This window comes from Pantoea sp. Acro-807 (genome assembly GCF_011752675.1).
Taxonomy (GTDB): domain Bacteria; phylum Pseudomonadota; class Gammaproteobacteria; order Enterobacterales; family Enterobacteriaceae; genus Pantoea; species Pantoea eucrina.
Window position 1 is genome coordinate 140,494 of sequence record NZ_VWXE01000005.1, and the last position, 14,565, is coordinate 155,058.

16 protein-coding genes are annotated in these 14,565 nt (G+C 56.1%); 11 read left to right on the plus strand and 5 right to left on the minus strand.

What is annotated here, in order from left to right; all coding sequences use genetic code 11:
- Positions 1-44 precede the first annotated feature (44 nt).
- The 3 genes from F3J39_RS13365 to F3J39_RS13375 all read left to right on the plus strand — a co-directional run bounded on the left by F3J39_RS13365 (position 45) and on the right by F3J39_RS13375 (position 2,580).
- Entirely contained in the window at positions 45-338 is a 294-nt protein-coding gene (locus F3J39_RS13365) for a co-chaperone GroES (protein WP_039382130.1), read from the plus strand.
- A 46-nt stretch (positions 339-384) separates the two neighbouring features.
- Positions 385-2,034, plus strand: a complete 1,650-nt coding sequence (gene groL, locus F3J39_RS13370; RefSeq protein WP_104085595.1) for a chaperonin GroEL — start codon at positions 385-387, stop codon at positions 2,032-2,034.
- Positions 2,035-2,232: 198 nt separating this feature from the next.
- Entirely contained in the window at positions 2,233-2,580 is a 348-nt protein-coding gene (locus tag F3J39_RS13375) for a DUF4156 domain-containing protein (RefSeq protein WP_039385686.1), read from the plus strand.
- Positions 2,581-2,756: 176 nt separating this feature from the next.
- Here the strand turns inward: F3J39_RS13375 and epmB are convergent, their stop codons facing one another.
- Positions 2,757-3,785 carry an EF-P beta-lysylation protein EpmB gene (gene epmB / locus F3J39_RS13380; RefSeq protein ID WP_039382136.1) on the minus strand — a complete coding sequence of 343 codons (1,029 nt, stop codon included), beginning with the start codon at positions 3,783-3,785 and terminating at the stop codon, positions 2,757-2,759.
- Between the two features lie 40 nt (positions 3,786-3,825).
- Between epmB and efp the strand changes: the two genes are divergently transcribed.
- The 3 genes from efp (at position 3,826) to epmA (ending at position 5,804) form a co-directional block, all read left to right on the plus strand.
- Positions 3,826-4,392, plus strand: coding sequence for an elongation factor P (efp, locus tag F3J39_RS13385; RefSeq protein ID WP_039382139.1), 567 nt, complete (start codon positions 3,826-3,828; stop codon positions 4,390-4,392).
- A gap of 163 nt (positions 4,393-4,555) precedes the next feature.
- Positions 4,556-4,690: an entericidin A/B family lipoprotein gene (locus F3J39_RS13390; RefSeq protein WP_039382142.1), complete on the plus strand. Its 135-nt coding sequence runs from the start codon at positions 4,556-4,558 to the stop codon at positions 4,688-4,690.
- Between the two features lie 136 nt (positions 4,691-4,826).
- Positions 4,827-5,804: an elongation factor P--(R)-beta-lysine ligase gene (epmA, locus tag F3J39_RS13395; protein WP_039382145.1), complete on the plus strand. Its 978-nt coding sequence runs from the start codon at positions 4,827-4,829 to the stop codon at positions 5,802-5,804.
- 39 nt (positions 5,805-5,843) lie between these two features.
- On the opposite strand, the gene degS is transcribed toward epmA, so the two are convergent.
- From degS to zapG, 3 genes are all read right to left on the minus strand, one after another.
- A complete protein-coding gene (gene degS, locus F3J39_RS13400; RefSeq protein ID WP_039382147.1) occupies positions 5,844-6,923 on the minus strand; it encodes an outer membrane-stress sensor serine endopeptidase DegS in 1,080 nt (359 codons plus the stop codon).
- Positions 6,924-7,009: 86 nt separating this feature from the next.
- Positions 7,010-8,380 carry a serine endoprotease DegQ gene (gene degQ, locus F3J39_RS13405; RefSeq protein WP_039382149.1) on the minus strand — a complete coding sequence of 457 codons (1,371 nt, stop codon included), beginning with the start codon at positions 8,378-8,380 and terminating at the stop codon, positions 7,010-7,012.
- A 109-nt stretch (positions 8,381-8,489) separates the two neighbouring features.
- The gene (gene zapG, locus F3J39_RS13410) at positions 8,490-8,900 is read right to left on the minus strand and encodes a Z-ring associated protein ZapG (RefSeq protein ID WP_094110668.1); all 411 of its coding nucleotides are present in this window, start codon (positions 8,898-8,900) and stop codon (positions 8,490-8,492) included.
- A gap of 189 nt (positions 8,901-9,089) precedes the next feature.
- Between zapG and zapE the strand changes: the two genes are divergently transcribed.
- From zapE to sspB, 5 genes are all read left to right on the plus strand, one after another.
- Positions 9,090-10,217: a cell division protein ZapE gene (gene zapE, locus F3J39_RS13415; RefSeq protein ID WP_094110669.1), complete on the plus strand. Its 1,128-nt coding sequence runs from the start codon at positions 9,090-9,092 to the stop codon at positions 10,215-10,217.
- A gap of 238 nt (positions 10,218-10,455) precedes the next feature.
- Positions 10,456-10,884 (plus strand): 50S ribosomal protein L13, encoded by a 429-nt coding sequence (gene rplM / locus F3J39_RS13420; protein WP_039382157.1) that lies wholly within the window; start codon positions 10,456-10,458, stop codon positions 10,882-10,884.
- 15 nt (positions 10,885-10,899) lie between these two features.
- Complete coding sequence (gene rpsI / locus F3J39_RS13425; protein ID WP_166714306.1) at positions 10,900-11,292, plus strand: 30S ribosomal protein S9; 393 nt, start codon at positions 10,900-10,902, stop codon at positions 11,290-11,292.
- 327 nt (positions 11,293-11,619) lie between these two features.
- Complete coding sequence (gene sspA, locus F3J39_RS13430; protein WP_039382163.1) at positions 11,620-12,261, plus strand: stringent starvation protein SspA; 642 nt, start codon at positions 11,620-11,622, stop codon at positions 12,259-12,261.
- A 2-nt stretch (positions 12,262-12,263) separates the two neighbouring features.
- Positions 12,264-12,749 (plus strand): ClpXP protease specificity-enhancing factor, encoded by a 486-nt coding sequence (gene sspB / locus F3J39_RS13435; protein ID WP_039382169.1) that lies wholly within the window; start codon positions 12,264-12,266, stop codon positions 12,747-12,749.
- A 52-nt stretch (positions 12,750-12,801) separates the two neighbouring features.
- Here the strand turns inward: sspB and F3J39_RS13440 are convergent, their stop codons facing one another.
- Positions 12,802-14,556, minus strand: a complete 1,755-nt coding sequence (locus tag F3J39_RS13440) for a sulfite reductase subunit alpha (RefSeq protein WP_039382173.1) — start codon at positions 14,554-14,556, stop codon at positions 12,802-12,804.
- Between the last annotated feature and the right edge of the window lie 9 nt (positions 14,557-14,565).

Below are 14,565 nucleotides of genomic sequence, written 5' to 3' on the forward strand. Positions count from 1 at the left end.
AACCCAAAAATGAATGATTGGACTTCTCAAAGGAGAGCTACCAAATGAAAATTCGTCCGTTGCACGATCGCGTTATCGTCAAGCGTAAAGAAGTTGAAGCTAAATCAGCAGGCGGTATCGTCCTGACCGGCTCTGCAGCTGGCAAATCAACCCGTGGTGAAGTTCTGGCTGTTGGCAATGGCCGCATCCTGGACAACGGCGAGATCAAGCCGCTGGACGTGAAAGTAGGTGATCTGGTGATTTTCAGCGAAGGCTACGGTGCAAAAACCGAGAAAATCGACAACGAAGAAGTTCTGATCATCTCTGAAAGCGACATCCTGGCGATTGTCGAAGCGTAATTTACGCGTAATTCACTGAACGAAACGAATTCAAGGGAAATTTGAAATGGCAGCTAAAGACGTAAAATTCGGTAATGACGCACGCGTAAAAATGCTGCGTGGCGTGAACGTACTGGCAGATGCAGTAAAAGTTACCCTGGGCCCGAAAGGCCGTAACGTGGTTCTGGATAAATCTTTTGGTGCACCGACCATCACTAAAGATGGTGTTTCTGTTGCGCGTGAAATCGAGCTGGAAGATAAGTTCGAGAACATGGGTGCACAGATGGTGAAAGAAGTCGCGTCTAAAGCAAACGATGCAGCAGGCGACGGCACCACCACCGCAACCGTACTGGCACAGTCTATCGTTAACGAAGGCCTGAAAGCCGTTGCGGCCGGCATGAACCCGATGGATCTGAAGCGCGGTATCGATAAAGCTGTTATCGCTGCTGTTGAGCAGCTGAAAGCGCTGTCTGTACCTTGCCAGGACACCCGTGCAATCGCGCAGGTAGGTACGATTTCTGCTAACTCCGATGAGAGCGTTGGTACCCTGATCGCCCAGGCGATGGAAAAAGTGGGTAAAGAAGGCGTTATCACCGTTGAAGAAGGCACCGGCCTGCAGGACGAGCTGGACGTAGTGGAAGGTATGCAGTTCGATCGCGGCTACCTCTCTCCTTACTTCATCAACAAGCCAGAAACCGGCGCAGTTGAGCTGGAAAGCCCGTTCATTCTGCTGGCTGACAAAAAAATCTCCAACATCCGTGAAATGCTGCCAGTACTGGAAGCCGTTGCGAAAGCGGGCAAACCACTGCTGATCATCGCGGAAGATGTGGAAGGTGAAGCACTGGCAACGCTGGTGGTGAACACCATGCGCGGTATCGTGAAAGTGGCTGCGGTTAAAGCACCAGGCTTTGGCGACCGTCGTAAAGCGATGCTGCAGGATATCGCTATCCTGACCGGCGGTACCGTGATCTCTGAAGAGATCGGTATGGAGCTGGAGAAATCCACGCTGGAAGATCTGGGTCAGGCGAAGCGCGTTGTGATCAACAAAGATACCACCACCATCATTGATGGCGTGGGCGATCAGGGTGCTATCTCTGGCCGCGTATCGCAGATCCGTCAGCAGATCGAAGAAGCGACCTCAGATTACGATAAAGAGAAGCTGCAGGAGCGCGTAGCGAAACTGGCAGGCGGCGTAGCCGTACTGAAAGTAGGTGCCGCTACTGAAGTGGAAATGAAAGAGAAGAAAGCCCGCGTTGAAGATGCCCTGCACGCTACCCGTGCTGCGGTAGAAGAAGGCGTGGTAGCAGGCGGCGGCGTCGCGCTGGTTCGCGTTGCGGCTCAGCTGACCGATCTGCGTGGTCAGAACGAAGATCAGAACGTCGGTATCAAAGTTGCGCTGCGCGCAATGGAAGCTCCGCTGCGTCAGATCGTTTCCAACGCCGGTGAAGAGCCTTCCGTTGTGGCAAACAACGTGAAAGCGGGCGACGGTAACTACGGTTACAACGCGCAGACCGAAGAGTACGGCAACATGATCGACTTCGGTATCCTGGACCCGACCAAAGTAACCCGTTCTGCGCTGCAGTACGCGGCCTCTGTAGCTGGTCTGATGATCACTACCGAGTGCATGGTTACCGATCTGCCTAAAGGCGACGCACCTGATTTAGGCGCGGGCGCAGGCGGTATGGGTGGCATGGGCGGTATGGGCGGCATGATGTAATTGTCCCCGACAGCGTAAGCTATCTGCGAAACCCCCGACCGGAAACGGTCGGGGGTTTTTCTTTTGCTGGCGAACAGGGTATAAGTAGGGACGCGATCTTTCGGCTTTGTGGGTTCAGGGCAATGAATGTTCAGAAAAAAAGTGCGCTTTTCTGCTACGCTGCCGCCCGACACTGATGATAATAAAATGGGGATTACAATGCGGATTAACCTCTTGCCCGGACTGGCAGCGGGCATCATGCTGCTGGCGGGTTGCAGCAGCTCAAATCAGCTGAGCGCCGCTGGCGAACGCGTCACGTTTGTCGATGAGCAGCCAGCAAGTCAATGTCAGCTTCTGGGCAACGTCACCGGCTCACAGAGCAACTGGCTGAGCGGGGCGGGCGGCGAAAATAGCGCGCTGCGCGGTGCTGCCAACGATCTGCGCAACCGGGCGGCTGAAATGGGCGGCAACGTTATTTATGGTGCCACCAGCCCGACGCAGAATCTGCTTTCTGCGTTCGCGCCGCTCGACAGCAAAATGACCGGCCAGGTTTACAAGTGTCCGTAATAGCAGAGCAGCAATAAAAAAGCCGCGAGAGCGGCTTTTTTTATTTGCAGCGGAATGTGGGGGTTACGAGCCGCTGTGGTCGCCATTAATGGCGACCCTGCATAAGCACGCCGGGTGCGCATCAATTGCGGCACGTCTTTGTAGGGTGCGCATTCATGCGCACCGGAGAGCGAGCGTTACTCCTGACGCAGCTGAAGGTCCAGCGGGGTTTTGCTCGGCTCACCGCCAATCTCACGCGCCAGTCTGGGAACCATATAGCCGGAGACCCGGCTGAGCAGCTGACGCATCAGCGCGCGCGCTTCGGCGTCTGAAACAAAGAAGTGGGCAGCGCCCTGAACTTTGTCGAGCACGTGGAGATAGTAGGGCAGAATGCCGGCATCAAACAGCGCATTACTTAGCTCAGCCAGCGCATCCGCATTATCATTAACGCCGCGCAGCAGCACGCTCTGATTCAGCAGCGTCACGCCCGATCGCTTCAGCAGCTGCAGACGCGCGCGCAGCGCCTCATCAATCTCCTGCGCATGATTGATATGGCTTACCAGCAGCACCTGCAGGCGGGTGTCAGCCAGCAGCTGACACAGCGTTTCCGTAATGCGCGCCGGGATCACCACCGGCAGCCGGCTGTGAATACGCAGGCGCTTCAGATGCGGGATCTGCTCCAGCGCCGCAATCAGCCAGGCCAGCTCATGATCTTTAGCCATCAGCGGATCGCCGCCGGAAAAGATAATCTCATCCAGCTCCGGGTGCGCGGCAATGTAGTCGATCGCCGCCTGCCAGTTACGCTTGTTGCCCTGATTATCCTGATAAGGAAAGTGACGGCGGAAACAGTAGCGGCAGTTTACCGCACAGCCCCCTTTGACCAGCAGCAGCGCGCGGTTTTTATACTTGTGCAGCAGGCCCGGCACCACGCTGCTCTGCTCATCGAGCGGATCGGTAGTGTAGCCCGGCGCATCGGTAAACTCCTGGCGGCTGGTCAGCACCTGCAGCAGCAGAGGGTCACCGGCATCGCCGTGGCGCATGCGCTGAATGAAGGCGCGCGGCACGCGCAGGGCAAAAAGCTGGCGTGCAGCGTGGCCGGCAGCTAATTCCTGATGATGTTCGAGGCCTAAAAGTTGCAGTAATTCAGCAGGATCGGTGACAACATCAGCAAGTTGCTGCAACCAATCTTCTCTGACAGGGGAATTTAGGGTTACAATGTGTGCCATTTTTTTGGCTATTACCAGTTAATATCTACAGAGGGCCTTTATGGCGACTTATCTTAGCAACGATTTTCGTTCCGGTCTTAAAATCATGTTCGAAGGCGAACCGTATGCCATCGAATCCAGTGAATTCGTAAAACCGGGTAAAGGCCAGGCTTTCGCACGCGTTAAAATGCGTCGTCTGCTGACCGGTTCTCGCGTTGAGAAGACCTTCAAATCTACCGACTCTGCCGAAGGCGCAGACGTTCGTGATATGACGCTGCAGTACTCTTACAACGACGGTGACTTCTTCTACTTCATGCACCCTGAGTCGTTTGAACAGTACCAGGTTGAAGCCAAAGTACTGGATGACGTGACCAAGTGGCTGCAGGACAACGCAGAGTGTATCGTAACCCTGTGGAACGATAAACCGATTGCCGTTCAGCCGCCAAACTTCATCGAAGCAGAAATCACCGAAACCGATCCGGGCCTGAAAGGCGATACCGCCGGAACCGGCGGCAAGCCAGCGACCCTGTCTACCGGCGCAGTGATCAAAGTGCCACTCTTCGTTCAGATTGGCGAAGTGGTGAAAGTTGACACCCGCTCGGGTGAATACGTTTCCCGCGTAAAATAAGCACGACATCAGTACTCAATCAGGCGCATCGGTGATGCGCCTTTTTTTATGGCCGCGAAACGCGATGGCGGCGTGAATTTTTCCGGGGCGCAGCTACCAGGGTTGCAGAAGCAGACTATGCTTTAAAAGCTGTACTTTTACTGCAACCAACAAGGATATGGCTATGTTTAAGAAAAGTATTGTCGCAATTTTCTCTGTGCTGGTGCTCTCTTCGGTACTGAGCGGCTGTAACACCACGCGCGGCGTCGGTGAGGATGTCGAAGCGGGTGGTCAGGCAATTCAGCGCAGCACCCAGTAAAATCTGCCGGTGCGAAAGCTTTCGCACCGCTCTTCTTTTCCTCTGATCTGCCAGCTTCTCTTCCGCTACGCCTCGTTGTTTGCTGCTTCTGTTCCGGGTAGACTTCCACCCCTTATTTGTATGAGGAGTCATCACCATGAGCGAAACGGCAAGCTGGCAGCCGAGCGCACCCATTGCCAATTTGTTGAAACGCGCCGCGATTCTGGCGGAAATCAGGCGTTTCTTTGCCGATCGCGGCGTGCTGGAAGTGGATACCCCGGCGATGAGCCAGGCCACCATTACCGATATCCATCTGGTGCCGTTTCAGACGCGTTTTGTCGGACCCGGCGCCAGCGAAGGCCGCGATCTCTGGCTGATGACCAGCCCGGAATACCATATGAAACGGCTGCTGGCCGCTGGCAGCGGGCCGATCTACCAGATGGGTCGCTGCTTCCGTAATGAAGAGGCGGGGCGTCATCACAATCCTGAATTCACCATGCTGGAGTGGTACCGCCCGCACTACGATATGTATCGCCTGATGAACGAGGTGGACGATCTGCTGCAGCAGGTGCTGGAGTGCGACACTGCAGAATCCCTCTCCTATCAGCAGGCGTTTATCCGTCATCTGGAGATTGATCCGCTCTCTGCGGATAAAACGCAGCTGCGCGAAGCCGCGACAAAGCTCGGCGAGGGGGAGCTGGCGCAGCGTGAAGAGGATCGCGATACGCTGCTGCAGCTGCTGTTTATGCTGGGCGTAGAGCCGAAAATTGGCAACGACAAACCCTGCTTTGTCTATCACTTCCCGGCAAGTCAGGCTGCGCTGGCGGAGATCAGCACGGAAGATCATCGCGTTGCTGAACGCTTCGAGGTCTATTACAAAGGGGTTGAGCTGGCGAACGGTTTTCGCGAGCTGACCGACAGCCGTGAGCAGCGTCAGCGTTTTGAACAGGATAACCGTCGTCGTGCGGCGCGCGGGCTGCCGCAGCATCCGATTGACCACTATCTGCTGGATGCCCTGGCGCATGGTATGCCAGCCTGTTCCGGCGTGGCGCTGGGCGTGGATCGCCTGATTATGCTGGCGCTGAAAGCCAGCGCGCTGAGCGATGTGATCGCGTTTCCGGTCGACAGAAGCTGAGAACGTCAGGTTAAGCGCGGCGCCGGCTGGCGCCGCGGCTTACTGGGCGGTGGTGACGGGGGCGGCAGCTTCCGGAAATTCCTGGATCGTAACCGGCAGCGTCATTTTTTGCTCATTGCGCAGCACCTGCACATCAATCACTGAACCGGGGCGGATCTCCGCCACCTGATCCATCGTCTCCTGCGCGGAGAGCGCAGGCTTGCCATTAACCTGCAGCAGCACATCGTTGGCCTGGATCCCGGCGCTATCGGCCGGACCGCCCGGCGCGACGCTGTTAACAATAATACCCTGTACGCGATCGAGATTGCTGCCCTGGCCGTGCAGCGGCGGCAGTTCACGTCCGGTAATACCGATATAGCCGCGGATCACCCGCCCGTCGCGGATCAGCTTATCCATGATTTTGGCCGCCAGCGCGGTAGGAATAGCGAAGCCGATGCCTTCCGGTGTTTCTCCGTCGTTGCTTTTATCAAAGGTCAGCGTGTTGATACCCATCAGCTCGCCCAGCGAATTGATCAGCGCGCCGCCTGAATTGCCCTGATTAATTGAGGCATCGGTCTGCAGGAAATTTTGCCGGCCGGAAGAGCTCAGGCCGACGCGTCCGGTCGCGCTGATAATGCCCTGTGTGACCGTCTGCCCGAGATTATAGGGGTTGCCTATCGCCATCACGACGTCACCAATGTGCGCCAGCCGCGCAGGGTTAATCGGGATAACCGGCAGGCCTGAGGCGCTGATTTTGAGCACGGCTAAATCGGTCATGGCGTCGGAGCCCACCAGGGTCGCTTCAAAAAAGCGGCCATCCTGCAGCGCCACGATGATCTGATCGGCGTTATTGATAACGTGTTTGTTGGTAAGGATGTACCCTTTCGCGTTCATGATCACACCCGAGCCGAGCGTGGTGATACCGCGATTATTGTTACCGTGGGCGCTGCGGTTGTAGACATTGACTACGGCGGGCACGGCGCGGCGCACCCCCGGATTAAAACTGAAAGGGGTTTCGTCAGCGCTGCTTTCATGATCAAAAGTGACGTCGCTGCCCATCCGCAGCGCCGGGATCGCAACAAGCAGCAAGCCTGCTACGATCAGGCCCATCACCACTGCACGCAAAAGTTTAAGAAACATGGTGTTATTTCAAGCCAGGTGAGATCGCAGGGCAGAATAACATGAGAAAGGCGGACACACACCTGCTTGTCCGCCTGTCGGGGGGATTATCTCAGAAGCAGGTAGATACTCTCGTCGCCGCGTACCACATTCAGCGCCAGCACCGGCGGTTTGCCCTCCAGCACTTTACGCATCTCGGCAAGGCTCTGCACCCGGGTACGGTTTACGCCCACAATCACATCATCTTTCTGCAGACCGACCTGCTCAGCCGGCGTGCCTTTTTCGATGGCGTCGACTTTAATGCCTTTATCGCCTGTTTTGGTGGTGCCGTCGCTCAGCTGCGCGCCCTGCAAAGCAGGAGACATCAGCTGCGCGCTGGCGGTGCTCTGCGCGCTCTGCTCCAGCGTAACGGTCACGCTGACCGGCTTACCGTCGCGCAGCAGACCGATTTTCACCTGCTGGCCTGGCGGCGTGGTGCCTACTTTAACGCGCAGCTCGGCGAAGCTGGCGATCGGCTTATCGTTGATAGAGGTGATGATATCGCCCGATTTTATCCCCGCTTTCTCCGCGGCCGATTTTGGCAACACTTCAGAGACAAATGCGCCGCGCTGCGCGTCAACGTTAAACGCTTTCGCAATATCCGCTGTCATCTCGGTGCCTTTGATACCCAGCTGACCGCGCTTCACTTCGCCGAACTGAATCAGCTGCTGCGCCAGGTTGATCGCCATATCACTGGGGATGGCAAAGCCGATACCAATATTGCCGCCGCTTGATGCCAGAATCGCGGTATTAATACCGATAAGCTCACCGTTCAGGTTGACCAGCGCGCCGCCGGAGTTACCGCGGTTAATCGCCGCATCCGTCTGAATAAAGTTCTCCAGTCCTTCAAGATTAAGGCCGCTGCGGCCGAGTGCCGAGATGATCCCGGAGGTGGCTGTCTGACCCAGACCAAACGGATTACCGATGGCTACCGCAAAGTCGCCGACTTTCAGCGCATCAGAATCGGCGATTTTCACCTGCGTCAGGTTCTTAGCCCCTTCAACCTGAATCAGAGCGATATCTGTCTGCTCGTCGTGGCCAATCAGTTTGGCATCATATTCGTTGCCGTCGCTGAGCTGGACGCTGATTTTGTCCGCGCCGTTTACAACGTGATTATTCGTCAGAATATAGCCTTTTGCCGCATCGATAATGACGCCGGAACCGAGGCCTTCAAATGGCTGAGGCTGCGACTGACCTGGCGCCTGGCCGAAAAAACGCTTCAGCGGTTCCGGGATCTCCTGCGCCTGCTGACCACTGTCGCTGCCCTCAACGTGTACGCTGACCACCGCCGGCAGCACTTTCTCCAGCATCGGTGCCAGGCTTGGCAGCGCCTGCCCCTGAATCTGTGCCGGAAGCGCGGCCATCGCGCCTGACGTTGCGGCCAGGCTCATGCTGATACTCAGCGCCAGTGCGCTTAATAGTTTTGTTTGTTTTTTCATGGGTTATCAGGCTCTCGCTGCGAATAGGGGAGTACAGAAAGTGTGACAATCGTTTACTGCAAGTGTTCGAAACAAAAAGGGCACCGCATGAGGCGGTGCCCTGAAAAGATTAACTGCGGGGCGGGGTAGTGCGATCGCTGCCGCGCAGTAACCCGGAAGCGCCTTCAGAGTAGTCGCGCGGGATCTGCACCGGCGCCTGATCGTTATCCGCTTCCGCTTCCGTCAGCTGATAGGCGAACGGATTTTTTTCACCCGGCAGATTAGGCAGCAGATCGTTGGATCCTTTTGCCATGTGCTGATAAAGCTGGCGGTAATCGCGCGCCATATTGTCCAGCAGCTCTGCGCTCTGGGCAAAATGGTTGGTGAGCTCTTCGCGATAATCTGCCAGCTCCGCTTTTGATTTTTCCAGTTCATACTGCATGCTGCGCTGTTCGCGCAATTTTTTGTTGCCAAAACGCATAGCGACTGCGCCGACAATAATGCCAATCACTAAACCAATCAGCCCGTATTCCCAGGTCATAATAACTCCCGTGTAATTTCCGTTGCTTCGTAGGGCATTGCTTCAACTTCAACTTCAGCTTCACTATAAGTCACTATACCCGTTAATCTGCAGGAAGTGGAACTATCGGACTGTATCGCTTAGTGTAGAGCGGCCTAATTTTCAGCAACCGACACGTGAATCGGACTTTTCAGGGATTCTGAGAGAACCATGCAAACCTCATCTCCGCTTGCGCGCTATGAGCAGGCGCTGTCGCAGGGCGAGTTCCGCCCGGACGACGTACAACGTGAAGCTATAACCCGCTTAGACGCTATCCAGCAAGGGCTGATTGCCCGTCAGCAGCCGCGTGAGAATAGCGGCCGCGGTCTGCTGGGACGCCTCTCCCGACTGGTCGGCAAAGAGAAGGCAGCGCCGGAAGCACCGGTACGCGGTCTCTATATGTGGGGCGGCGTCGGCCGGGGAAAAACCTGGGTCATGGACCTGTTTTTTCAGTCAATTCCTGGCGATCGCAAACTGCGGCTGCACTTTCATCGTTTTATGCTGCGGGTACATGAAGAGCTGACGCAGCTGCAGGGACAAAGCGATCCGCTGCAGATTGTGGCTGACCGTTTTAAAGCAGAGACCGATATCCTCTGCTTTGATGAGTTTTTTGTCTCCGACATTACCGATGCCATGCTGCTGGGTACGCTGATGGAGGCACTGTTCGCACGCGGTATCGCCCTGGTCGCCACCTCCAATATTCCGCCGGACGATCTCTACCGCAACGGTCTGCAGCGCGCGCGCTTCCTGCCCGCTATTGAGCAGATTAAACAGCACTGTGAGGTGATGAACGTGGATGCCGGCATCGACTATCGCCTGCGTACGCTGACGTCAGCACATCTGTGGAACCATCCGCTTAATGACGCCACACAGGCGGAGATGACGCGCATGTTTCGTGCGCTGGCGGGCGGAGCACCCGATGATGCACCGGTGCTGGAGATCAATCACCGGGAGATGCCCACCCGTGGAGTACATGAAGGCGTACTCGCCATTGATTTCCTGACGCTGTGCGGGGCGGGGCGCAGCCAGCATGACTACATTGAGCTATCGCGGCGTTTCCATAGCGTGCTGCTGTTTGATGTACCGGTGATGATTTATAAAACTGAAGATCAGGCGCGCCGCTTTCTGGCACTGGTGGATGAATTTTATGAACGCCACGTCAAACTGGTGGTGGCAGCGGAAACCTCGCTGTTTGAAATTTATCAGGGAACCCGGCTGAAGTTCGAGTATCAGCGCTGCCTGTCACGCCTGCAGGAGATGCAGAGCGAGGAGTATCTCCGGCTGCCGCATCTGCCGTGACGCCCGGGCAGAAATCGTGAATTTTGTCGCAAAAAGGTTCGATTTTTAAATCTGACTTCTCTATAATCTTGCGACCCCACGTTACAGCACAGCATTTCTTTTCCCGGAAAGCTGTGTGATCCGGTAACTCTACCTGAGGGGGTGGGCTTGCTGGGCGAAATGGTCGCGTGAGCCTCAATCGTTAACTTAGCGTTTGGGATTTCACCAACGTGTAACTTTTATTTGGGTAAGCTTTTCAATGAAAACTTTTACAGCTAAACCAGAAACCGTACAGCGTGACTGGTATGTTGTTGACGCAACTGGCAAAACCTTGGGTCGCCTGGCGACTGAACTGGCGCGCCGTCTGCGTGGTAAGCACAAAGCGGAATATACTCCGCACGTTGACACCGGTGATTACATCATCGTTCTGAACGCGGACAAAGTTGCTGTAACCGGCAACAAGCGTACCGACAAGATTTACTATCACCACACTGGTCACATCGGTGGTATCAAGCAGGCGACCTTCGAAGAGATGATTGCCCGCCGTCCTGAGCGTGTGATTGAAATCGCGGTTAAAGGCATGCTGCCAAAAGGCCCACTGGGTCGTGCTATGTACCGTAAACTGAAAGTTTACGCAGGCAACGAGCACAACCACGCGGCGCAGCAACCGCAAGTTCTTGACATTTAATCGGGATTATAGGCAATGGCTGAAACTCAAAACTACGGCACTGGTCGCCGCAAAAGCTCTGCCGCTCGCGTCTTTATCAAGCCGGGTAGCGGTAACATCGTAATTAACCAGCGCTCTCTGGAGCAGTACTTCGGTCGCGAGACTGCACGCATGGTCGTGCGTCAGCCGCTGGAGCTGGTTGATATGGTTGGTAAACTGGATCTGTACATCACCGTTAAAGGTGGTGGTATTTCTGGTCAGGCTGGTGCGATCCGTCACGGTATCACCCGCGCTCTGATGGAATACGACGAATCTCTGCGTACAGAACTGCGCAAAGCGGGCTTTGTTACCCGTGATGCTCGTCAGGTTGAACGTAAGAAAGTCGGCCTGCGTAAAGCACGTCGTCGTCCTCAGTTCTCCAAGCGTTAATTGCTTACTGCTTCGGCAGTGTCAATTGGCTCAAAAAACCCGCTTCGGCGGGTTTTTTATTGGCTGTTATCCCGGTAAAGCAGTGTAAAAACGCGAGCTTTCCCGGCTATTTGCCCGCAAATGCGCAACCCCGCCCCACAAGCTGCTTAAAATCTGGTAAACTCACTGACACTTTGCGCCCGCGAGTCGCGGCCTGAACTGACGCTCCGCTCCGGACATGAGCCGGATATCAGCGCTGCCCGGCAGTGTGCGAGTCTGATGATCGGGTGAGTCGCCGTGTGGTTGGCTATTCGCAGTATATTTTTGTGAACAAACTTGGAGGTTTTCATGGCTGTCGCTGCCAACAAACGTTCGGTAATGACGCTGTTTTCTGGTCCGACTGACATTTTCAGCCATCAGGTACGTATCGTACTGGCTGAAAAGGGCGTCAGCGTGGAGATCGAGCAGGTTGAACCAGATAATCTGCCGCAGGATCTGATTGACCTCAACCCGTATCGCACCGTACCTACGCTGGTTGACCGTGAACTGACGCTGTATGAATCACGCATCATCATGGAGTACCTGGATGAGCGTTTCCCGCATCCTCCGCTGATGCCGGTTTATCCGGTTGCGCGTGGTGAAAGCCGCCTGATGATGCACCGCATTGAGCAGGACTGGTATAGCCTGCTGCGTACCATCGAAACCACCAGCGGCGCTGAGGCAGATGCTGCGCGTAAACAGCTGCGTGAAGAGCTGCTGGCGATTGCGCCGCTGTTTGCGCGCACGCCGTTCTTTATGAGCGAAGAGTTCAGCCTGGTGGATTGCTACCTGGCGCCGCTGCTGTGGCGTCTGCCGCAGATGGGCGTTGATCTGAGCGGTGCCGGCTCGAAAGAGCTGAAAGGTTATATGACACGCGTATTTGAACGCGACTCCTTCCTCGCCTCACTGACGGAAGCTGAGCGGGAAATGCGCCTGCAGGCTCGGGGCTAAGTATGGAAATGTCGCAACTCACCGCGCGTCGCCCCTATCTGCTGCGGGCATTTTACGACTGGCTGCTGGATAATCAGCTGACGCCGCATCTGGTGGTGGATATCAACTTGCCTGGCGTACAGGTCCCGCTGGAGTATGCGCGCGACGGACAGATCGTGCTGAATATTGCGCCGCGTGCGGTAGGCAATCTCGATCTCTCCAATGACGAAGTGCGCTTCAACGCGCGCTTTGGCGGCGTGCCGCGTCAGGTTTCCGTGCCGATGGCTGCTGTAATGGCAATCTACGCGCGTGAAAATGGTGCGGGCACCATGTTCGAACCGGAGCCGGTCTACGATCAGGCGATGGACGATCAGGAAGCGGGTCAGGAAGAGACGGTCATGTCCGTTATCGATGGCGATCGTCCGGATGATGCTCAGGATGAGGATCATTCCCCTGATGACGAGCCACCGCCGCGCGGCGGACGTCCTTCACTGCGCGTCGTTAAGTAATCTTTTCGCGCAGAAAAAACGGGCCTGATGGCCCGTTTTTTTATGCTGTAACTCAGTAGACGTCGCGCAGATAGCGTTTTTCTTTCTTCAGCTGGTCGATATACGCTGCGGCACGTTCACCGGACAGACCGCCAGCCTGGCGTACCACTTCATACAATGCGGCGTCGACATCTTTCGCCATGCGCGATGCATCACCGCAGACGTAAAAGTATGCGCCTTCCTGCAGCCAGGCGTAGAGCTCAGCGCCTTTCTCCAGCATCCGGTTCTGAACATAGATTTTCTCTTCCTGATCGCGCGAGAAGGCGAGATCGAGGTGCGTCAGCAGACCGCTCTGCTGCCAGCCGTGCAGCTCATCACTGTAGATATAGTCATGCTCCTGATGCTGATCGCCGAAAAAGAGCCAGTTTTTGCCTTTTGCTTCCGTTGCCTGACGCTCCTGCAGAAACGCGCGAAACGGCGCAATACCGGTACCCGGTCCGACCATGATCAGCGGTGCATTGCCATCAGCCGGCACGCGGAACGCTTTATTAGGCGAAATAAAAATAGCCGGCTTCTCGCCACGGCGTACGCGCTCTGCCAGATAAGTGGAACAGACGCCTTTACGCTCGCGTCCGCCGCTGTGATAGCGCACAGAGGCGATGGTCAGGTGCACCTGATTGGGATGCGCTTTGGCGCTGGAGGAGATGGAGTAAGCGCGGTGCTGCAGCGGCCGCAGCATCGCCACAAATTCCGGCACCGACAGGCTGCGCTTCAGCTCCAGCTGCAGCAGATCGAGGCTGTCTTTGCCCCACAGCCAGTTGGCCAGCGTATCTTTATCGTCGTGCTGCAGCACATGCAGCAGCTCCTGGTTGGCGGTGTGCTGGCCAATCCACTCAATGAGCTTGCGTGACGGCTCGGCGATTTCAAACTGATAGGTTAGCAGATCGCCCAGATTGCGATCGAAGCCAGGTACCGGTGTTTCATAGTCCGCTTTCAGCTCAGTCAGCAGCAGCGTGACCAGCGCGGCGTCGTTGACCGGAATAATCCCCAGCGCATCGCCCGCTTCATATTTCAGACCGCTACCGCTGAGATCAAATTCAAAGTGGCGGATATCTTTGGCCGACTGTTCGCCGGAGAGGCGTTTATTGGTGGTCAGCGCAGCCGCATAAGGATTCTGCTTATTGCTGCCGGGGATCACCGGCGCTTCCGGTGCGCTCTCCAGCACGGTGCCGCTGCTGCCGGCGCTGGCGGCAAACTGCGGCATCGCGCTGCCAATCCAGGCATCGGATGGCTCTTCAAAATCGATATCGCAGTCGATGCGATCCACTACGCGGCGCGCACCCAGCTGTTCAAGACGCATATCGATGAATTTACCCGCCTGGCAGAAACCGTCGTAGCCGGTATCGCCAATTGCCAGCACGGCAAAGTGCATCTGCTCCAGGCGCGGTGCGGTGCTGGCTGAAATCGCCTGCCAGAACAGCTGCGCGTTGTCAGGCATCTCACCTTCACCATAGGTTGAGGTCACAATCAGCACATGACGCATGGTGGTGAAGACTTCGAGATCGACCTCACCCAGCGCCTGCACCACCGGGACCAGACCTTTGGCACGAGCCGCTTTAGCCGCGGTCTGGGCCAGCGCTTCGGCATTGCCGGTCTGGGAGCCGTACAGAATGTGCAGCTGCGTAGTTGCGCTGGCGCCAGCGGCAGGCGCCGTCTGCTTATCTTCCAGCACTAACAGGCGCGAGTGGAGACCGGCGAGAAAACCCGCCAGCCAGTATTTCTGCTCACCGTTAAACGGTGCGTCTTCAGGAATGTAAGGAATCTTCATGATACGGGT

What these genes read in the sequence shown, in the direction of transcription:
- sspB (WP_039382169.1), top strand. Translation starts at nt 12,264, where the DNA reads ATGGAAATGTCGCAACTCACCGCGCGTCGCCCCTATCTGCTGCGGGCA.
- F3J39_RS13375 (WP_039385686.1), top strand. Translation starts at nt 2,233, where the DNA reads ATGCGGATTAACCTCTTGCCCGGACTGGCAGCGGGCATCATGCTGCTG.
- degQ (WP_039382149.1), bottom strand. Translation starts at nt 8,380, where the DNA reads ATGAAAAAACAAACAAAACTATTAAGCGCACTGGCGCTGAGTATCAGC.
- zapG (WP_094110668.1), bottom strand. Translation starts at nt 8,900, where the DNA reads ATGACCTGGGAATACGGGCTGATTGGTTTAGTGATTGGCATTATTGTC.
- F3J39_RS13440 (WP_039382173.1), bottom strand. Translation starts at nt 14,556, where the DNA reads ATGAAGATTCCTTACATTCCTGAAGACGCACCGTTTAACGGTGAGCAG.
- zapE (WP_094110669.1), top strand. Translation starts at nt 9,090, where the DNA reads ATGCAAACCTCATCTCCGCTTGCGCGCTATGAGCAGGCGCTGTCGCAG.
- rpsI (WP_166714306.1), top strand. Translation starts at nt 10,900, where the DNA reads ATGGCTGAAACTCAAAACTACGGCACTGGTCGCCGCAAAAGCTCTGCC.
- epmA (WP_039382145.1), top strand. Translation starts at nt 4,827, where the DNA reads ATGAGCGAAACGGCAAGCTGGCAGCCGAGCGCACCCATTGCCAATTTG.
- rplM (WP_039382157.1), top strand. Translation starts at nt 10,456, where the DNA reads ATGAAAACTTTTACAGCTAAACCAGAAACCGTACAGCGTGACTGGTAT.
- groL (WP_104085595.1), top strand. Translation starts at nt 385, where the DNA reads ATGGCAGCTAAAGACGTAAAATTCGGTAATGACGCACGCGTAAAAATG.
- F3J39_RS13365 (WP_039382130.1), top strand. Translation starts at nt 45, where the DNA reads ATGAAAATTCGTCCGTTGCACGATCGCGTTATCGTCAAGCGTAAAGAA.
- degS (WP_039382147.1), bottom strand. Translation starts at nt 6,923, where the DNA reads ATGTTTCTTAAACTTTTGCGTGCAGTGGTGATGGGCCTGATCGTAGCA.
- epmB (WP_039382136.1), bottom strand. Translation starts at nt 3,785, where the DNA reads ATGGCACACATTGTAACCCTAAATTCCCCTGTCAGAGAAGATTGGTTG.
- efp (WP_039382139.1), top strand. Translation starts at nt 3,826, where the DNA reads ATGGCGACTTATCTTAGCAACGATTTTCGTTCCGGTCTTAAAATCATG.
- sspA (WP_039382163.1), top strand. Translation starts at nt 11,620, where the DNA reads ATGGCTGTCGCTGCCAACAAACGTTCGGTAATGACGCTGTTTTCTGGT.
- F3J39_RS13390 (WP_039382142.1), top strand. Translation starts at nt 4,556, where the DNA reads ATGTTTAAGAAAAGTATTGTCGCAATTTTCTCTGTGCTGGTGCTCTCT.